18 protein-coding genes are annotated in these 18,748 nt (G+C 62.6%); 4 read left to right on the forward strand and 14 right to left on the reverse strand.

Annotated features, from left to right (window positions below):
- Positions 1 to 70: 70 nt before the first annotated feature.
- The 3 genes from K7R21_RS10115 to K7R21_RS10125 all read right to left on the reverse strand — a co-directional run bounded on the left by K7R21_RS10115 (position 71) and on the right by K7R21_RS10125 (position 3,191).
- Entirely contained in the window at positions 71 to 1,561 is a 1,491-nt protein-coding gene (locus tag K7R21_RS10115) for a phosphate acyltransferase (protein WP_224983129.1), read from the reverse strand.
- The gene (buk, locus tag K7R21_RS10120) at positions 1,545 to 2,630 is read right to left on the reverse strand and encodes a butyrate kinase (protein WP_224983130.1); all 1,086 of its coding nucleotides are present in this window, start codon (positions 2,628 to 2,630) and stop codon (positions 1,545 to 1,547) included. Before buk ends, K7R21_RS10115 begins: the two co-directional genes overlap by 17 nt.
- A 96-nt stretch (positions 2,631 to 2,726) precedes the next feature.
- Positions 2,727 to 3,191 (reverse strand): pyridoxamine 5'-phosphate oxidase family protein, encoded by a 465-nt coding sequence (locus K7R21_RS10125; protein ID WP_224983131.1) that lies wholly within the window; start codon positions 3,189 to 3,191, stop codon positions 2,727 to 2,729.
- Positions 3,192 to 3,620: 429 nt separating this feature from the next.
- Between K7R21_RS10125 and K7R21_RS10130 the strand changes: the two genes are divergently transcribed.
- On the forward strand, positions 3,621 to 4,115 hold the full coding sequence (locus K7R21_RS10130) for a chemotaxis protein CheW (protein WP_224983132.1): 495 nt from the start codon (positions 3,621 to 3,623) through the stop codon (positions 4,113 to 4,115).
- A 153-nt stretch (positions 4,116 to 4,268) separates the two neighbouring features.
- On the opposite strand, the gene K7R21_RS10135 is transcribed toward K7R21_RS10130, so the two are convergent.
- From K7R21_RS10135 to K7R21_RS10180, 10 genes are all read right to left on the reverse strand, one after another.
- A complete protein-coding gene (locus K7R21_RS10135; RefSeq protein ID WP_224983133.1) occupies positions 4,269 to 5,975 on the reverse strand; it encodes a methyl-accepting chemotaxis protein in 1,707 nt (568 codons plus the stop codon).
- A gap of 284 nt (positions 5,976 to 6,259) precedes the next feature.
- Positions 6,260 to 6,895 carry a response regulator gene (locus K7R21_RS10140; RefSeq protein ID WP_224983134.1) on the reverse strand — a complete coding sequence of 212 codons (636 nt, stop codon included), beginning with the start codon at positions 6,893 to 6,895 and terminating at the stop codon, positions 6,260 to 6,262.
- A gap of 126 nt (positions 6,896 to 7,021) precedes the next feature.
- A complete protein-coding gene (locus K7R21_RS10145; protein ID WP_224983135.1) occupies positions 7,022 to 7,672 on the reverse strand; it encodes a response regulator in 651 nt (216 codons plus the stop codon).
- Positions 7,669 to 8,763, reverse strand: a complete 1,095-nt coding sequence (locus tag K7R21_RS10150) for a PAS domain-containing sensor histidine kinase (RefSeq protein WP_224983136.1) — start codon at positions 8,761 to 8,763, stop codon at positions 7,669 to 7,671. The genes K7R21_RS10145 and K7R21_RS10150 overlap by 4 nt, the downstream gene beginning before the upstream one ends.
- Position 8,764: 1 nt before the next feature.
- Positions 8,765 to 9,652 carry a Rossmann-like and DUF2520 domain-containing protein gene (locus K7R21_RS10155; RefSeq protein WP_224983137.1) on the reverse strand — a complete coding sequence of 296 codons (888 nt, stop codon included), beginning with the start codon at positions 9,650 to 9,652 and terminating at the stop codon, positions 8,765 to 8,767.
- Positions 9,653 to 9,836: 184 nt separating this feature from the next.
- Positions 9,837 to 10,061 carry a hypothetical protein gene (locus K7R21_RS10160; RefSeq protein WP_224983138.1) on the reverse strand — a complete coding sequence of 75 codons (225 nt, stop codon included), beginning with the start codon at positions 10,059 to 10,061 and terminating at the stop codon, positions 9,837 to 9,839.
- Between the two features lie 179 nt (positions 10,062 to 10,240).
- The gene (locus K7R21_RS10165) at positions 10,241 to 10,528 is read right to left on the reverse strand and encodes a DUF3553 domain-containing protein (protein ID WP_224983139.1); all 288 of its coding nucleotides are present in this window, start codon (positions 10,526 to 10,528) and stop codon (positions 10,241 to 10,243) included.
- A gap of 235 nt (positions 10,529 to 10,763) precedes the next feature.
- Positions 10,764 to 11,630 (reverse strand): L,D-transpeptidase, encoded by an 867-nt coding sequence (locus K7R21_RS10170; RefSeq protein ID WP_224983140.1) that lies wholly within the window; start codon positions 11,628 to 11,630, stop codon positions 10,764 to 10,766.
- A gap of 166 nt (positions 11,631 to 11,796) precedes the next feature.
- The gene (locus K7R21_RS10175) at positions 11,797 to 12,438 is read right to left on the reverse strand and encodes a hypothetical protein (protein ID WP_224983141.1); all 642 of its coding nucleotides are present in this window, start codon (positions 12,436 to 12,438) and stop codon (positions 11,797 to 11,799) included.
- A gap of 215 nt (positions 12,439 to 12,653) precedes the next feature.
- Positions 12,654 to 13,571, reverse strand: a complete 918-nt coding sequence (locus K7R21_RS10180) for a PLP-dependent cysteine synthase family protein (protein ID WP_224983142.1) — start codon at positions 13,569 to 13,571, stop codon at positions 12,654 to 12,656.
- Positions 13,572 to 13,896: 325 nt separating this feature from the next.
- On the opposite strand from K7R21_RS10180, the gene K7R21_RS20825 reads away from it, so the two are divergent.
- Positions 13,897 to 15,030: a peptidoglycan DD-metalloendopeptidase family protein gene (locus K7R21_RS20825; RefSeq protein WP_224983143.1), complete on the forward strand. Its 1,134-nt coding sequence runs from the start codon at positions 13,897 to 13,899 to the stop codon at positions 15,028 to 15,030.
- A gap of 80 nt (positions 15,031 to 15,110) precedes the next feature.
- Positions 15,111 to 15,854, forward strand: coding sequence for a substrate-binding domain-containing protein (locus K7R21_RS10190; protein ID WP_224983144.1), 744 nt, complete (start codon positions 15,111 to 15,113; stop codon positions 15,852 to 15,854).
- Between the two features lie 12 nt (positions 15,855 to 15,866).
- Here the strand turns inward: K7R21_RS10190 and K7R21_RS10195 are convergent, their stop codons facing one another.
- Positions 15,867 to 16,313, reverse strand: coding sequence for a DoxX family protein (locus K7R21_RS10195; RefSeq protein ID WP_224983145.1), 447 nt, complete (start codon positions 16,311 to 16,313; stop codon positions 15,867 to 15,869).
- A gap of 396 nt (positions 16,314 to 16,709) precedes the next feature.
- Between K7R21_RS10195 and K7R21_RS10200 the strand changes: the two genes are divergently transcribed.
- Entirely contained in the window at positions 16,710 to 18,746 is a 2,037-nt protein-coding gene (locus K7R21_RS10200; protein WP_224983146.1) for a sensor histidine kinase, read from the forward strand.
- Positions 18,747 to 18,748 lie beyond the last annotated feature (2 nt).

Raw genomic sequence — 18,748 nt, forward strand, 5'->3', positions numbered from 1 at the left:
GTGATCAAACGTTCATTAGCATACCCGGCCACTGTCGGGAAAGCAAACGGCAAAGGGAAGGCCGTCCCTTTCACCCCTCACGCCGCAGGTAATGGCCATAGAGGGAGCTGGCGCAGATGGTGAGAAACTTGGTGAGGTCGCTGTCGCTCCTCGAGGTGAGGATGATGGGAGCGCGGGCGCCCAGCACCACGTTGGCCACCTCGGCACCCATGGTGAACACCCAGCTCTTGTAGAGGAAGTTTCCCCCGGAGATGTGCGGCACCACGATGATGTCGGCCTGGCCGGCCACCGGGTTGCCGGTGAGCCCCTTCTTGCGGACCGAATCGGGATAGAGGGCTAGGTCGTAGGAGAGCGGGCCGTAGACATCGGCCTGCGGCCAGTGGCGCTGGGAAAGTTCCTGTTCCAGCATGGTGGTGGGGATATTGGCGGAGGGGACTTCGTTCGCCTCCAGCAACGCCACCTTGGGGCGCTCGACGCCCAGGGCGCGCGCCACCTGGATGGCGTTGTCGATGATGTCGATGGCGGAAGCGGCGTCCTGGTGTGCGAAGAGTTCGGGGTTGATGGCGGGGTCGGTCAGGAAGATGAGCCGCTCCACGCCGGGGAGCTCGAAGATGCTCACGTTGGAGAGCCTTCTGCCGGTACCGATGCCGGTCTCCTTGGCGAGGACCGCCTTCATCAGGATGGCGGTGTTGATCCCCCCCTTCATGAGGAGATCGCCCTGCCGGGTCGCCACCAGCTCCACGCCGGCGCGTGCCGCCTCCCGCTCGTGGTCGGCACAGTCAGACACCGGGACGAAGTGGTACTGCTTCTCGAAGATCATGAGGTCGGCGCAGGAGTGCCGCACCCGCTCCGGGTCCCCCACCAGGAAGACCGACTCCAGGATTCCTTCCTCGATCCCCTTGTTCACCGCCTTGAGGGAGCCTGCGTCCGGGCAGACCAGGACCACCTTCTGGCGCGGGGCCAGTCGCGCCGCCTCGATCAGGCTCTTCATGCCGTGCCCCTTGGTGAGCTGCAGCATGGACTCGCCCTTGTAGAGCACGGCGACCAGCCGACAGGAGTCGCTGAGCGCGGTGAGCACGTGGGGCAGGAGGGAATCGAAATAGAGGGAATCGCCGGCCTCGAGGTGGAACGGTTCGCCGTCCACGGTGACCTGCAGCTCGCCGGAGAGGACGAACAGGAACTCCTCACCGGGGTGGCGGCTCAGGTCCGGCTCGCAGGCCGGGTCGCGGTACAGCTCCACCACGAAGGGCTCCAGGTGCCGGCCGGCGAAGGCCTGGGCCAGGCTCTCGTAGTGCAGGGCGTTACGCCGGTCCACGCCGACCCGCTCGTCCTTACCGGTCTTGACTGCCCGTTGCCGTGACTCCTGGTCCCCTCCCAGAAGGCGCGAGATGCCAACGCCCAGGAAGGTGGCAAGCCGCAGCAGTTCGGAGATGCCGGGGGACAGCTGGTCGGCCAGTACCCGGTCCAGGGTCTCCCGGTCCCACCCCAGCGCCTCGCGCACCTCGTCCATCGGCACGCCCTTGGCCGCTACCACCGCCCTCAGATTAGGCCCGATCTTCATCGGTTTCTCCCTGGTAACGGCGCGCCTCTTCGGTGCCGGCGAGTACCCTGAGCGCGCCGTCGACGAGCGCCTCGATCTCGAATTCGCCGGGGCGAACGAAAAGCGGCGCGATGAACTGCACCCGCTGCCGTATCCCCTCCATCACGGTCGCGCTGAAGGCAAGCCCGCCGGTCAGGACGATGCCATCCACCTCTCCGGACAGGGCGGCAGCCAGCGCGCCGATTTCCTTGGCGATCTGGTACACCATCGCCTCCAGCACCAGGGCCGCCCAGTGGTCCCCCTGCCTGGCGCTTGCCTCGGCCTCGCGCAGATCCACCGTCCCCAGGTAGGAGAAGACGCCCCCCTTGCGGGCCACGATGCTCTTCAACTGCTCGGTGGTGAAAGCGCCTCGTTCCACGAGCTGCAGCACCCCGATCACGGGCAGCCCGCCGGTGCGCTCGGGGGAGAAGGGGCCGTCCCCGTTGAGGCCATTGTTCACGTCCACCACCTGCCCCTTGCGGTGCGCGCCGACGGTGATGCCGCCTCCCAGGTGCGCCACGATCAGGTTCAGCTCCTGGTAGGGCCGCCCCAGCTCCCGCGCCACCTCGCGCGCCACCGCCTTCTGGTTCAGTGCATGGAACATGCTGCGCCGCTCGATGCCCGCCATGCCGGAGACGCGCGCCACCGGCCACATCTCGTCGATGACTGGCGGGTCCACCACGTAAGCGGGAACATCCAGGCGCGACGCCACGGCGTGGGCCATGACCCCGCCCAGGTTGGCGGCATGCTCCCCGTTCACGCCACGCATCAGGTCCGCCAGCAGGGGCTCTTCCACCAGGTAGACACCGCTGGGTACCGGTCGCACCAGTCCGCCCCGCCCCACCACCGCGTCCCAGCGCACCTGCTCCACACCGATCTCACGCAGGTAGCGGACCAGGTGCTCCATCCGGTAGTCCAGCTGTTCCATGACAGCGTGGAAGGTCTCGATCTCCCGGCGCGGGTGCTCGATGGTCGCCTTGACGAGCTTCCCCGCGCGCCGCACCCCTACCTTGGTCGACGTGGAACCGGGATCTATGGCCAGGATGTTCATGCGAACCTCGCTTGCCGAGCGTCAGTGGTCGCTCGTGGCGGTCAATGATTGCTTGTGGGGCCAGAGGCTGTTGTGGCGGTCAACCGTTGTTGGCGATCATAGGTTGCTTTTGGCTGCCATGGAGGAGATGTCGACGGCAAACACCGTCGTCGCGGCCAGGGTCGCCTCAGGGAACTTGAAACTGCCCGGGGCGTACTGAGCCATGATTATACCGAGCGCTTCGCACTTTTCCTGGTAACCGTCGATCACCCGCGCGGTGCCGAACCCAACCACGCTGCGGAACTTCATGGTGAAGTCGCAGGCCTTCTCCGCCGGCAGCACCGCTCCGTGCTCGACCACGGTGAAGCAGACCCGGTTGTTCTGCCCGATGATCTCCAGCTTGCGCCCCGCCGCGGCGCAGTGGAAGAACAGGGTTGAATCGCGGTAGCCGTAGTTCATGGTGACCAGGTACGGCTCCCCCTGTACCGCCAGCGCCAGCTGGCAGATGGTGCCTTTTTCCAGGATATCGTTGGCAACCTTTGCCGAGAGCTGACGATCCTTTCTTCTCATCATGTCATCCATCTCGTCCTCCTAGTTAATGCATCTTTATAGCGGCAGGCCATCCGGCGCAGTCACACCCAGCAGTCAGGGCGCATGATGCCTTCATTCTTCAATAATGTCTAGGCCTTTTGGAACAGCAACGGTACAATGGGGCTACCGCACAGCACCCCTTTCGTGCCCATAAAAGTTCTCGAACGCCTCGTCACCCAGTCGCACTTCACGGCTTTCGGCGCGGAGTGGGTACACTCAACGTCCCTCGCCGCCGGTAACGCCACCTGCCGGCGTGATTATAACTTTCCAATACATTTTTTTTGACTCAATTAAGCGCGTGAAGTGTCGATACATTGCATGGGTCCCGACTGCACAGCGGACCCTGGTCCAAGTCTAGCCTGATTGGTCGTTACCCATAGAGGACGCACCGACAGTCACCACTGAGAGAGGAGAGCAAACATGGCGGTCGAGACAATCACGGAAACTACCCAGTATCTGACCTTCAAGCTGGAGGACGAACTTTTCGCCCTGGACATCGGCAAGGTCCGCGAGGTGCTGGATTTCACCTCCATCACCAAGGTGCCGCAAACCCCCGACTACATGCGCGGTGTCATCAACCTGCGCGGCAGCGTGGTCCCGGTGGTGGACCTGCGGCTTAAGTTCGGCATGGCGATGGCGGAGCAGACGGTCAACACCTGCGTCATCATCGTCGAAGTAGAACTCGAGGGAGAGAAGGTAGTGATGGGAGCCATGGCCGACGCGGTCCAGGAGGTAATGGACCTGGAGCCGGACCAGATCGAACCGCCGCCGCGCATCGGCACCAAGCTGAACACCGACTTCATCAAGGGGATGGGCAAGCACAACGAGCAGTTCATCATCATCCTCGACATCGACAAGGTGTTCACCAGCGGCGAACTGGAGATAGTCCAGGAGCTGGAAGGGGCGGCAGCCTAACAGGCCTCCCGGTGACAGTGGGAAAAGGGCAGTCGCATCATGCGGCTGCCCTTTTTAGTTGGTCCCAAACAATAAAAAAAGCGCCGTCCCGAAAGACGGCGCTTCAATGGCAGGTCATCACAGGCGGCCCTCAGGCTGCCGATAGAATCAAAACTAGTACTGCTCGAAGTCGGCATCGCTGCCGTGCTGGTCGCCAAGATCGAAGTCATGCCCGCCCACTACCTTCTGTACGGTTTTAGTGCCGGGGGCGACCGGTTTGGAATGGGTCAGCCGCTTCCACTGCGTAGCAGCCTGCGGCAAACGCCCCGCCGCCTTGACTGTGGCCGGTCCCTTTTTCACATCCTCGACGCCCATTTTGAAGAAGGCGATGGCGCTCTGGAGCTGTTCGGCCTGGCTGGAGAGTTCCTCGGCGGTCGAGGCCATCTCCTCCGATGCACCGGCATTGTTCTGGATCACCTGGTCCAACTGCTGGATGGCCCGGTTGATCTGGTCAGCTCCCGTGTCCTGCTCCCTGCTGGCCGCGCTGATCTCCTGTACCAGCTCCGCGGTTTTCTGGATATCCGGAACCATCCTCGCCAGCAGGTCGCCGGCCTTGACGGCAATTTCCACGCTGCTGGCCGACAGTTCGCTGATCTCTGCTGCCGCCCGTTGGCTGCGTTCCGCCAGTTTTCTCACTTCGGAGGCGACCACGGCGAAGCCCTTGCCGTGCTCCCCTGCCCTGGCCGCCTCGATGGCCGCGTTCAGGGCCAACAGGTTGGTCTGGCGCGCGATCTCCTCGATGATGCCGATCTTCCCGGCGATCTCCTTCATGGCGGCCACGGTCTCCTGGACCGCAGCTCCCCCTTCCCGGGCGTCGTCGGCCGACTGCACCGCGATTTTCTCGGTCTGCATGGCGTTGTCCGCATTCTGCCGGATGTTGGAGGACATCTGCTCCATGGACGAAGACGCTTCCTCGGCAGATGCCGCCTGCTCGCTCGCCCCCTGCGACATCTCCTCGGCCCCGGCAGAAAGCTGCTGGCTGCCGGCAGTGACGTTGTCCGACGCGCTCTTCACCTCGGCTACAATTCCTTTCAGACGTACCACCATGGCGTTCAGCGCCGCTGCCAGCTGCCCGACTTCGTCCTTCTGGTCGATATCGACGCTCTGGGTCAGGTCCCCCCCTGCCACGGCAGTGGCGAATTCGACCCCGCGCCTGAGCGGCACGCTGATCATCCGTGCGATGACGATGCCCAGGGCCAGCCCGACCAGGACGCCTCCCGCCACCAGCGCTACCATCACCTTCAGGCTCGCCGGGTAGATCCTCGAGGCCTCAAGGGAGGAGTTTTTGGCGTGCTCCTCCTTGATACGTGCCAAATCGCTCAGCGTATCGTCGACGACCTTCTGTTTCGTGCGGGCCTCGCCAAAGGAGAGAATCACCGAGGGGGTGCTGTCGTTGAGCTTATCCCGAATCCCCAGGTCCATGACCTTCTGCTGCAGTGCGAACCACTCTTCGTTGGCGGCCTCCAGCTTCTTCATGGTCTCCTTCCCCTTCTCCGAGACAAAGAGCGGCCGCGCCTTGTCCAGCCATTCCCGGTACCCCGCCTTGTACTTGGTGAGGTTCTCGAGGTACTTCTCCCGCTCCTGCTGAGAAGTGGCGAGGAGGAAGTTCTTTTCCGCCCGCGACATGTAGACCAGGTTGATGTTGGCCTCCTTGATGTAGGAGACCCCCAGCAGTTCGTTCTGGTACATCTCATCGGCCATCTGGTTGATTGTCCCCATGTTGCGGATCCCGATGGCGCCGACCACCGCGGTTATCAATGCAACCGCTGCAAACGACGAGACAAGCTTGCTACCGACTCTGAGATTGGTGAACCATTTCATGATGCGCTCCGTCCTGCGGATGTGATGTAGCCGGCAAGGTACCTGCTGCGCGTGCGGTCGCGCCGACTGTCTCATGCTTCATCGACGGGAAGAGCACACGGTGAATCAGAAATGGGCCTGCTTCAGGCGGCATTTTGGCCTAGACGGCAGCGGACACAACGGAGGACGGGAACCGCAGGCGACGAGAGGGAGCAAGCGACAGCGAGGGGGCATGGGAGAGCGCGAAGAAAACGTGCAGCGCCGTGGAAGAAACCGGAAGTGGGGAGCGGCAACCGCCCCCAGGATCAATCGAGGGGAAGCAGCCCCTCCCGGATGGCAAACTTGGTGAGGCTGGCGATGTTGGTGAGGTTCAGCTTTTTCATGAGGTGCATGCGGTGGGTTTCCACCGTCTTCGGGCTGATCTGGAGCTGGGCGGCGATCTCTCGGGAGGTCTTCCCCTGGGCCATCAGCACCAGCACCTCTTCTTCACGCGAGGTGAGCGGCACCTTCCCCGCTGCCGTCTGCAGCTCGTGTTCGAGGACCCCTTGCAGGTGGGAACTGAGGTAGAAGCCGTTATCGGAAACGATGCGGACGGCCTCGAGGATCTCGTCGGAGGGGCAGCTTTTGACCAGGAATCCTTTGACACCGGCATCGAGAGCCTGGCGTACGGAACGCGCATCGCCGTACATGGAGAGCATCAGCACCTTCATGTCGGGAAACGCGTTCAGGATGCAGCGGCTTGCCTCGATGCCGTTGCCGTCGGGCATGACCAGGTCCATGAGGACGATGTCCGGCTGCACTTCGTAGGCGAGTCGCACCGCCTCCATGCCGCTGGCAGCTTGGGCAACGACTTCCAGCCCGGGTGTTTTCTCAAACATCGCGATCAGGCATTCGCGGATCAACGTATGGTCGTCGGCAAGGAGGATTTTGGTAGTCCGCATCGTGTCCCGGTAGTTGCTGCTTCGCGAGGAAGTTCAAGATCGCAAATGAGAGGCAACTCTAACAAATAGACACGGGTCTCGATATCAGGGTTTATATGAGATGCGGCGGAAATTTTCCTGAGGTAGTCAGTTGTCCAAGCTGGTGAACCCTTCCCGGATTGCGAACTTGGTCAGCTCGGCCACGGAGTGCAGCTTCAGTTTCTTCATGATCTGCTGGCGGTGGGTGTCCACGGTCTTGACGTTAATCTTGAGCAGGAAGGCGATGTTCTTGGCGTTGTTCCCCTCGGCGATCAACTGGAGCACCTCCCTTTCCCGCGGGGTCAGCGCCGCCTCACCCTGTTGCAGGGTGTCGGGAATCCGCTTGATGTAGTCGTCGATGACCACGCCGATGATGCCCGAGCAGACGTAGATCTCCCCCGCCGCCACGGACCGTACCGCATGCACCAGCTCCGCGGAAGTGCAGTCCTTGAGCAGGTAACCACGAGCACCGGCCCGGAATGCCTGGGCGACGAAACGCTTGTCCTTGTGCATGGAAAGGATCAGCACGCGCGCCGACGGGCACTCCACGCTGAGCCGCTGGGTCGCCTCGATGCCGTTCATGCCCGGCATGCTGGTGTCCATCACCACCACGCCGGGCGATGCCTGCGCGGCCACCTCGAGCGCTGTCCTGCCGTTGTCGGCGTCGGCGACCACCATGAGGTCGGGGAACTTCTCCAGGAGGATGCGTATCCCCTCCCGGACTATGCTGTGGTCGTCGACTATCATCACGCGTGTCATCGCGAACTCCCTGTGTAGATCGGATCGGCGCAGGCAAAGGGGACGCGGACCGTTACCTCGGTTCCGCCGGCGCCGGAACTGAATTCCAGTTGACCGCCGAGATGCTGCACCCTTTGCCGGATGTTGAACAGGCCGAAGCCGGACATGGCCCGGTCCCCCTCCGCCTGGGTCGGAAACCCCTTGCCGTCATCGGCGACCGTCAACTCCAGGTAATCGGCGCCTTGCCTGTTGGTAATGGAAACCTTGCCCGCCTCAGCGTGCTTGACCACGTTCACCAAAAGCTCGCGCGCCACGTGGTACAGGGTCCCCCCCAACTCCTCGTTGAGCTGACAAGTCAGGTCGCTCCGGACGGTTACCTGCAACTTGTGCTTGGCCTGGAACTGCTCCGCCAGCCAGTCCAGCGCGGCCTCCAGCCCGACCTCGTAGAGCAACGGGGGGCTGATCTGGAAGGTCAGGCTGCGCACCTCCTGGATGGTCCGTTCCAGCAACTGCTCCAACTCCCGTACCGTCCGGCCCGCCGCTGCGGGGAGTTTGAAATCCTGCCGGCAATCGCTGAGCTTCCGCTTGGCCAGGGCCAGGTTCTGCCCGATCTCGTCGTGCAACTCGGCCGCGATGCGGCGGCGCTCCTTCTCTTCCGCCAGCGACAGCTCGATGGCGAGGGAGCTCAACTGCTCCTGGTTGGTCAGCAAAAGTTCCTGCGCCTGCACCTGCTCGGTGATGTCCCGCGAAATGCTGTAGATGCCGCTTACACTGCCGTGGCGGTCGAAGAGCGGCCCCTTGGTGGAGAGAAAAACGCACGAACGGCCCGAGCGGTCGACCACCTGCTCCTGGAGCGTGGTACTGGTGGACGACGCCATAACCAGGTGGTCGTTTTCGCGCAGCACCTGCGCTATCTCGTCGGGGAAGAGGTCGCTGTCGTCCAGCCCCAGGATCTCTTGCACCGGTCTGCCGTACCACGTGGCGGCCTGGCTGTTGATGAGCAGGTAACGCCCCTCCAGGTCCTTGGCGTAGATCAGGTCCGGGGTGCCGTTCACCACGGCGTTGAGCAGGTCCTGTGTTGTCCTCGGCTCATGGTCCAACAGGTGAGACATGTTACGATGCTCCTGCCTTTGGGGTTGCCAGCAGATTCTCGATCGCCGCCAGCCCGGATACCGATGCCTGGCCCCGCTCGCGCGACAGGTCCAAGGCCACGCGGCCCAGGGCGCGGTAGATGAGCGCGAGTTCGTCATCGAAATTGTCCAGCGCGTCCAGTTGCCGGGCCACCACACCGGCGTCGCCGCGGGCGATGGGACCGGTCAGGGCGCGTGCGGTGCCGACGCGAAAAACGTTGTCCACCGTGCCACGCACCAGGGGCTCCATTACCAGCAGCGCGGTCTCGCGGGGTACCCCCCCTTTTTGGAAGGCCCTGAGCCCCGCCTCCATGAGGGCGGTGAGGTAGTTGCAGACCAGCACGGAGCCGGCATGGTAGACGGTCTTGAAGCGGGGATCGATGGGGAAGATCCTCCCGCCGATGGCGCCGAAGAGCTCTGCCAGGAACTGGCACGTCTGCGGGTCTCCCTCGATGCCGCACCAGGTCCCGGCGAAATCATCGACACAGACGGCAGGGTCGGCGAAGCTTTTCACCGGGTGAACACTGGCCACCTGTGCCCCCATGGCTCGAGCCGGCTGCAGGATGTCGCTTGCCAGCGAACCACTCAGATGGCACACCGTGGTGTCCGAGTCCAAAAGCCCGGCGCGGCACAGCCCTTGGGCACAAGCGGCAATGGCGTCGTCGGGACTGGCCACCAGGTACAAGTCGGCGCGCACGAGCTGGTCGAAATCGGCCACGGGACGCCCTGCGCCGATGAAATCGGCCGCGGCCTGCGCGCTCGCCGCTGAGCGGGTCAGGATGTCTTGAACGGCCGCCACTCCCGACTGCTGCAGCAGGCGCCCCGCGGTCTTACCGACGGCGCCACAACCTATCATGCTGAAGGTTTTCATCACCTCTCCCCCAAGTCCGGACAACTCGCTCAGGGTACGATACATCAAACGAGGATGTCAACGGTACCGGCGCTTGCAGCAGGTGAGTTACGCAAAGGATGAGAAAAGGGGACGCGAAAAGAAAACTCCCCCTCCGGTCGGAGGGGGAGTTTCTGGATGATGGGACAGGGGAGAGGCGCGGGGCCTAGGGCTTGCCGTCCATGTTCAGGCTGTAGTCGTCCCCCTCGACGCACTCGCTCTCTACCTGGAGAAACGACTCGGCCTGGGGGTCCTTGACGATCTCGACGACGCCGTGGTTGGCGGACCAGACCGTGCCGCAGACGCTGCATTCCGTGATCCCTTCGTTGAAACCTTCCGTGTGTAGGTTGGTGTCGACCTGCGCATGGTTCTTACATACCGGGCATTTCATGGCTCTCCTCCTCCCGCGGCAACTGCGGTCGCTGATCTCATGAGAGAGATTATGACGGTATTTCCCGGCGTGGCAAGCGAGAATTATGCGGTTTCCCCCTGCCTGGTACGTGCTGACTGGGGTGCTGCCTGGTGGGTACCGAGTGGTCGCCCGCGGTGCCGGCCGATGACGTCATCCTGTCAGGGCTGCACCACGGCCGGGGCCGCCGCTTTCTTGGGGCGGGGCGTTTTAGCGCGAGGGGCACCCGTGCGCCCCTTCCCCCTCCCCTTCTGCGCTTTCTTCACCGGCGGATGGTAGCTGGCCGGGTCGGCGGGGTGGAGGTCCTCGAAATGAGATGCAATGATCTTCCTGACCATACCGTCGCTGAAGCGGATGGTCGCCCTGACTTCGTCCACCTCGACAACCTTGCCGCTACCCCATTGCTGCGCCATTGCATGACTCACCACGCTGCCGCGTTTGACGATCATGATTTTACCCTCGCTGGTGACGTAGTTCGGTCCAGGGCGGACGCGTCGACACGCTCGGCCGGAACGGTCGAGGCTGCTGGCTGCGAACTTGGATCGATTGTTGGAAAGACTGATCAAGTGATCAAGAGACGTGACGGCTGCTGCAGAGAACTGGTACCCCGGAAAATGGGCACCATGAGAATATACACCGGAAACGGGAAATGGACAGGGGACGGGGATTTTTTCAAGGGACCCGTCAGCGCCCCGGTGCCCCGGCCTCGGCAGGCGACACGACGGTGGAGGTCGGGACCGGCCGCAACTGTTCGGGCGGTATCTGCGGCTCGCCCATGATGACCACCGCAGGTCCGCGCAGCCTCTGCAGGGCGCCGGTATCGCGCGCGCCCACCGCCCACTGGTAGAGCTTCTTGGCGTCCATGAGCAGGGGCTTGGCCGGCTCGCCGTAATAGGCCAGCTGCATCTCCTCGTCGGAGAGCCCAATGCAGCCGTGGGAGGCGGGATAGCCGGGGAGGTCGCGGCCATGGATCCAGTAGGAGGTCCAGCCGTCGTCCTTCTTGTCCACGTAGAAGCGTAAGCCGTAGTGCATCGGGTAGGGACGCTCCGTCCCCTCCACCGGGTAGAGGCTCGACTCGTGCACCGGGTCCACGGTATCGACGCGGTAGGTGCCGTTTCTGAGGCGGTACTCGTCCACCCCCACCGCGACCGGAGCGGAAAAGACCAGCACACCGTACTCGTAGGCGCCCAGGAACATCTCGTTCTGGTCGATGAGGATCAGCTGCGGCTCCTTCTCCGCCTCGTAATAGAACGGGGGCATCGGGTTGAACTCCTTGATGTCCTCCATGTGCTTGGGTACTTTGACCGACATACCGACCAGGAAATGGCGCCGGTCCATGCGGTTGAAGCGCAGCCCGTCCTGCCACTGCTTGCCGAAGATCTTGTACGGGCTGTCCTTGGCGGTGACTTTGACGCAGTCCCACTCGTAGAGGTAGTCGGTGGGGTAATGGATTTCGCAAAGGGATCGGACCTTGTCGGCGGCATGAGAGGGGAGGCCGGTAATGCCGAGGAGGATCAGCAGGGTGCAGAGTGTGCGCAGCAGCGGTTTCATCGTGCGCCTCGGTCCTTGGCCAGTGAAGCGGCTGGCCGCCGGTTGTGAGACGACTTCATTATACCAAACCTCTCATGAAACTTGAAGCAGCACCTGTAGTCATGAGAAACAAGAAGCCCCGGACCTGGACCCGGGGCTTTCGTTTGCGCAGGGTACCGCCGACCGGTCAAACGGTCGAGCGCAGCAGACGGTTAACCTGGCCCCAGCCGCCCTGGGCGCCGGTTGCCGCCATGAAATCTTTCACCGCCGGCTTCATATCCTTGGCGATCAGGCTCAGTTCGTTGTCCAGGTGCAAGACGCCCTTTCCGGTTACCGCAGGGCTGTCGGCGCTGGCGGCCAGGGAGAAACTGAAGCTCCTGCTGGTGAGTTCCGCGGCGTCCCCCTGGTAGCTGAGCGAGATCCCGTCCGGGCCCGCCTGGAAGGTCGCGGACTGCTGTTGAACGGCGACGTGGTCGTACTGAAGCTGCAGGCCGAAGCTCACTTGCTTGCCGTCGCTGGTGGCTATGGTCCCGCTGTACGACAGGGAGGCGGACTGCGCAGCAAGATCCGTTTCCTGGTAGCTCAACTGCTGTACCGTGCTGCCGGTGACCTGGTTTAAGAGGTCGCCCAGCATGTGCAGCGTGCTGTCCGAGACGGCAGAGGAATCCGCCGTCGCCTGCCTGGACGACGCCAGTGCCTCGTCAGACACGCTTACCTGGTCTTTACCTGGGTGACCGGAGGTCGTTTTTGCTGAAGGGGAGATACTTGCCTGCGGTGTCTGGGTGGCAAGGGGAAGAGTTGTTGCATTGCGCATGGTGGAAATTTCCATACCCTGTTCCTCCTTACGGTTTTGAGCACTACCATGCGTATCGGAAGAACCGGCCAACGGCTTAAACACTTTAACCGAAGGAGTCCATTGCCAAGGCAACGCCCTCACCCCCGCCCCTCTCCCGGAGGGCGAGGGGAGAAATGCTTGTTTAAGTAAAAAGCCCCGCCGGCAATAACTGCCGTGGGGCTTTTCCTTTGCTGGTACCGGCGTTCAGGTTACGGCGGGCACTGGGCGCACATCGACTTGAAGAGGTTGGTGCTCAGGTAGCGGTCGCCGCGGTCGGGGAGAATCACGACGATGGTGCCCGACTCCAACTCTTTCGCCAGCTTGAGCGCGCCGAAGACGGCGGCGCCGCCGGACATGCCGCAGAAGATACCGTGCTGGGCCGCCAAGAGCCTGGCCGTCTCGAAGGCATCGTCATCCTCGACCACGAGCTTCCTGTGGTAGGCATTGGCGTCGTAGATGGGAGGGACGATGGCCTCCTGCATGTTCTTGAGCCCCTGGATCTTGTGCCCCAGCACCGGCTCGACGCCCACAACCTGGACCTGCGGCGCCGTCTCGCGGAAGTACCGGGACAGCCCCATCAGGGTCCCCCCGGTCCCCATGCCCGCCACCATGTGGGTGATGGAGCCGTCGGTCTGCCGCCAGATCTCCGGCCCGGTGGTCTCGTAGTGGGCCAGCACGTTGTTGGGGTTGGCATACTGGTTGGGCATGTAGTACTTCTCGGGGTGCTCCTCGAAGATCTTGTGTGCCAGCCGAATGGCACCGTCAGTCGCCTCGCAACCGGGGGAAAGGACGATCTCGGCGCCGTAGGCCTCCAGCACGCTGCGGCGCTCCATGCTGACGCAGGCCGGCATCACCAGCTTGATGCGGTACCCCCGCGCCGCGGCGATCATGGCCAGGGCGATGCCGGTGTTGCCCGATGTGGGCTCCAGGATCACCTTGTCCACCGTCAACTCGCCGCTTTTCTCGGCCGCCAGGATCATGTGGCGGGCCGGGCGGTCCTTGACCGAGCCACCGGGGTTGTTCCCCTCCAGCTTGGCCATGATCCGTACGGCGGGGTTGTCATAGAGTGAGTCGATCTCGATCAGCGGCGTGGAGCCGATGGAATTTATCAAGCTTTGCCCTTTCAATGTACGCCTCGCTTTCAATCAAGGAATCGGACTATACCGGTTTACCGGACAGCACGGCAGCATAACACGCCAGCTCAGCATTCAACAAACTATAATTTCACTATCTTCTCCAGTATCAGCCCCGGTTGACACAGACTCATCTAACATCTTTTAATTTACAACACCTCAACCTTGCCATATATTCCCCACGTGCGGGCGCCGGCAACCGTCTCCGGAATCGTGGGGCCGTGTCAGCCGGGCTGCAAAGAGCCAGCAACGTGACTGGAGAGAAACCGCGGACACGGGTGTCGGTACCACGCGATGAGACAAAGGAGCGTTCGTGCAGGTGAAACGTTACAGATGGATGATGGCATTGTCGCTGATTGCCCTGGCCGGTTGCGCCGGTGGCCTGTCGGACTCCAGGGGGTCCTGGCCATGGGAGTATGACGGGGATTACGGGAAAGTCCGGACCGGCAACTACATTGGCCTGAGCGGCGCGGTGGCAACGTTCGATGCTCCGCCTGCCGCGGTGGCCAAGGCAGTGACCGCCAACGGCATGACGCCCGGTCTCGCCGCCGAGGAGAAGGTGGTGCCCCCAGAGCACGCAGCAGTCTCTACCGGTTCCTTGCCGGGGCAGCCCACGCCTGCCCGGTCCAAGCAGCTCTATGACTTCACCGTGCGGGACGTAAAGAACGTCCCTCCCGACTACCTGCCGCAAGGTTCGGCCGACACTACCCATGCCATTACGGCGGTCAACCACGGCATGGCCCCCGTCTCTGTCATCCTGAACATCGACCGGGAGCGATCCGAGAACCTGAAAATCGACATGCAGGTGCCGCTGTACGCGGTGGTGCCGCCTCAAAGCGAACAGGTCCTTTTCCAGGCCAGGCCCGAGCAGCGAGGGGCTTCCTACCGGGCGCGCGACGCCTACTCCTGGGGCATCGGTGTCTACAACGCCAAACATGACTGCCCGGAACGCTACCGTTTCCCCTTCAGCAGCGGCACAAAAGCCCGCGCCGTAGTGACCGAAGGAGAGGACACTTACGGGGACCGCTTTGCCATCATCTTCACCATGCCTGCTGGCACCACCGTTCTGGCGGCACGCAAAGGGGTCATCAGCAGGATCAAGGACAACAACACCATCGACATCCTTCACGACGACTCCACCATTGCCACCTACGAGCACATCGGCACGATCGGCAAGGACATCAGCGAAGGAAAGGCCGTCCCGGTCGGGGCGCCTTTGGGCGTGCTCAAGCAGATTGGGCAAAGGAACGAAGCCTACCTGCGCTTCGTGGTGTGGCGCCCGGAACCGCAGCATACCCCCAGCGGCGCGGCATCAGGCTCCTCCCCCGGCTTTACCGTGGTCTCCTTTCCAGTCGAGTTCTGCGCCGACACCGGAGCATGCTCGGTGTTGACCAGGAACCAGCCGGTACCGTTCGCCCCCCCAGCCAAGGGAAAACACAAGGCAAAGTCGTGAGAACTCTCTATTTGTTTTGTGTTTTACATTCGGTAAACAATACCTTATATTCCAACGATTGAATGTAACATGGGGGTTGAATGAAGGGTGTTGTCTTAGCCGTTGTTTTGTACGTTGCGATGTGTGTTCCGGCTTTTGCCGATGAGATCAAGATCGAGGGGGGCGGTACCGCAATCAGCACGGTGTTCCTGCCCATCAAGAAGAGATACGAGAAACTGCACGGCGATTACCTTACCATCGTGCAGTCTTCCGCGGTCAAGGGGCTGATAGCCCTGAGCGAGGGGAAAGTGGACATCGCAGCGGGCGCGCACCCGCTGGAGGACATTATCGCCGGGGCAGCGAAAGACGGCGTCATCCTGGACCCGTCCCAGTTTGTCTCCACCCAGGTCGGTGACAACGAGCTCGTGGTGATCGCTAACCGTGACAGCGAGGTGTCCCACCTGTCCAAAAAACAGCTGAAGGGGATCTTCACCGGCAAGATCAGCAACTGGAAAGTGGTGGGAGGCAAGGACATGGCCGTCACCGTGGTGTGGGGAAAGGAAACCGAGGCGCAAAACGTGCAGTTCACCCGCCTCGCGCTGGATGGGGAGCCGGTCACCGCGACCAGGCACGCAGCCACCACCTACCGCAATATTGCTGAAACCGTGGTGGCCCTGCCGGGGAGCGTGGGCGTGGTGTCCCACGAAATGAGCACCGCCGCCACCCGAACTATCGAGACCATCGCCATCGCCAGCCCGATCTACGCCATCACCAGGGGGAACCCCAGCCCCAAGGTTCAGTCAGTGATCGACTTCTACAAGACCGAGTACGGCTTCCTGAAGTAGGGGAGCCGGCGCTCAGGTACGGCGTGACAGCACCCGGTCCACCGACCATTTCCCGCCACCACCTATCATCAGCGCCAGCGCCATCCCCACCACCAGCAGGTGGTACTCGAACCCTTCGCCGGCCTGCTTGCCGGTCCAGTTCATGAAAAAGCCGTTGTGCAGGTGTATCAGTACCACGGCCACCACCATCTCGCCTGCCATCACCAGGGCCGCCACCCTTGTGGCCAGTCCGGCGATCAGCAGAAACGGCCCGACGAACTCGGTCAGCACCGCCATCAGACCGAAGAGGTAGGGGATGCCCATCATCCTGGTGAACATGTCCATGGCGCCGGAAAATCCGGGGCCTCCGAACCATCCCAGCACCTTCTGCGCACCGTGAGGGAACATCACCAGCGCAAGGAACAGTCTCAGTACCATCAAGCTTGCCGTATCCTCCGTTGCCAACACTCTTGCCCACATAGAGCCTCCTGTCCTTTAAACAAGTTAAAGAACACCAACGATACCATTCTCACTACTACCTGCAAGATGACAGATTGCCCCTCATGAATCATTCGGGCGCTGTCCGCCCCCTGCCCACAGCAATCACTCAAAAACACCATTAGCAACGCCACATTACTCATTAAAAACAACACCTCGTCTATCATCGTAGCATGAATCTTATTTCCCTTGGTCATTGAAAGCCGCAAATTTAATTTTTATAGGATAAAATTGCCATGACACACTAGAAATTCCTATATGGGATGATATAGGGATTGTCGTTTTGATAGATTTCTTCTCCGGGACATAGTGAGCAGCATGATGACCGACCACCAAAGACAGTCCCCACCAAAATGCAGACAGAAAACGCCCCTGGCGTTGTTTCTGAGACGACTGATCTGGCTCAGCATCCTGCCACTCATGCTGTTGTCGCTGTGGCTGGTGGTGGACACGCTGCGCGCCCGCCACCAGCAGGACCTGCGCCATGCCGCCATGCTGGCCGGCAACTTCGCCACCGACCTGGACCAGTTCCTCGCCTCCCGGATCGGCGCGCTCCAGATGCTGGGCAATTCGCCGCTCATGGAGGACAGGAGCCGATGGCCGGAGTTGTACCAGGAGGCCCGCGCCTACCAGAGCTTCTTCGGCAGCCACGTCATCCTTGCCGAGATCGGCCGTCCCATGCCGATGCTGTTCAACACGAAGCTCCCCCTGGGCAGCAAACTGCCTGCCTTGCCGATCCCCAAGGGGAAGGCCGCCGCCCCCGCCGCCGTCGCCTCGGGCAAGCCGGAGGTGGGAGACGTCATCGTGGGGCCGGTGAACAAGGTCCCGCTCTGCTCCATCGCGGTCCCGATACGGCGCGGCAACCACACCCAGTACGTGCTGCTCACCCTGCTGGAAACCTCGCTTTTGCAGCAGCGCATCGACCGGCGCCTCCTGCCCGCGGGGTGGTCTATTGCGGTGAAAGACAGCTCAGGACAGCTGATCGCGCGCCGCAGCGGGGCCAATCACCAGGAAACCGATGCGGCGAACCGGGTGGTGGTGAAGTCCGAACTCGCCCCCTGGACGGTGGAGCTGGAGATCCCGAAGGTCGCCTACCGAGGTCCCTGGGTGCGCTTCGCCATCCTGCTGGTGCTGGGGCTCCTGGTCACCACCGTCGCCGGTGTGCTCGGCGGAAGCATCGCGGCCGGCCACTTAGGCCGTGCGGTCCGGGGGCTGGTCCAGCCGGGCCCGGCACCGCCCACGAAAGTCGCGGAGATCGCGGAGATTGCCGAGGCGCGCGAGTTTTTGGAACAGGTGGCAGCTGCGAAACGTGAGAGCGAGGAGCGCCAGGAAGTCTTTATAGAACACGCCCCCGCCGCCCTCGCCATGTTCGACCGGCAGATGCGCTACCTCCATGTCAGCCAGCGCTGGCTCAGAGATTACGGCATGGAAGGACGCGACATCATCGGCATGTCGCACTACGAGATCTTCCCGGAAATCTCCGCGGAGTGGCGCGAGTTCCATAAACGCGGCCTGGCCGGTGAAGTCATACGCTCCGAGGCGGATCGCTTCGACCGCGCCGACGGCTCGGTGCAGTGGGTCCGCTGGGAGATCCGGCCCTGGCGCCTGGCAGGAGGGGGCATCGGCGGCATCGTCCTCTTCTCCGAGGACATCAGCGATCTCAAAAAGGCCCAGGACGAGATACAGAGCCTCAACACCGACCTGGAGCGGCGCGTCGAGCTGCGCACGGCCGAGCTGAAGGCGGCCAACCAGGAGCTGGACGCCTTCGCCTACGCGGTATCCCACGACCTGCGCGCGCCGCTGCGCGCCATGATTGGCTTCAGCGAGGCGCTGCGGGAGGACTGCGCGGCGCAACTATCCGAGGAGGGGCTCGACCACCTGCATGAGATTCAGACGGCGGGGTACCGGATGGGGGAACTGGTGGACGGGCTCCTGGTGCTGTCCCGCAGCCTTCGGGGCACCCTGGAGTGTCAGCTGGTCGACGTGAGTGCCCTCGCGCAGCGACTGCTCAAGGACCTGGAGCGCGCTGAGCCCAACCGGATGGTGCGGTGGCAAATCGAAGAGGGACTTCAGGTGAACGGCGACCCGCGCATGGTCGAGATGCTGCTGACCAACCTTTTGTCCAACGCCTGGAAATATTCCGCCACGGCGTCAACGCCCCGGATAACGGTCAGTTCCGAGCGACGCGACGGCAGGCACTTCATCACGGTAGCGGACAACGGCGCCGGCTTCGACATGCGCCACGCCGAACGTCTTTTCAAACCCTTTCAGCGGCTGCATCGCCAGGATGAGTTCCCCGGTATCGGGATCGGCCTGGCCACCGTGCAGCGCATCGTAAACCGCCATGGCGGCGCCATAGAGGCGGACGGGGAACCGGGCAAGGGCGCCACCTTCCGGTTCTGGCTCCCTTCATGACA

Origin of the sequence: Geomonas agri (assembly GCF_020179605.1) — a bacterium.
GTDB lineage: Bacteria > Desulfobacterota > Desulfuromonadia > Geobacterales > Geobacteraceae > Geomonas > Geomonas agri.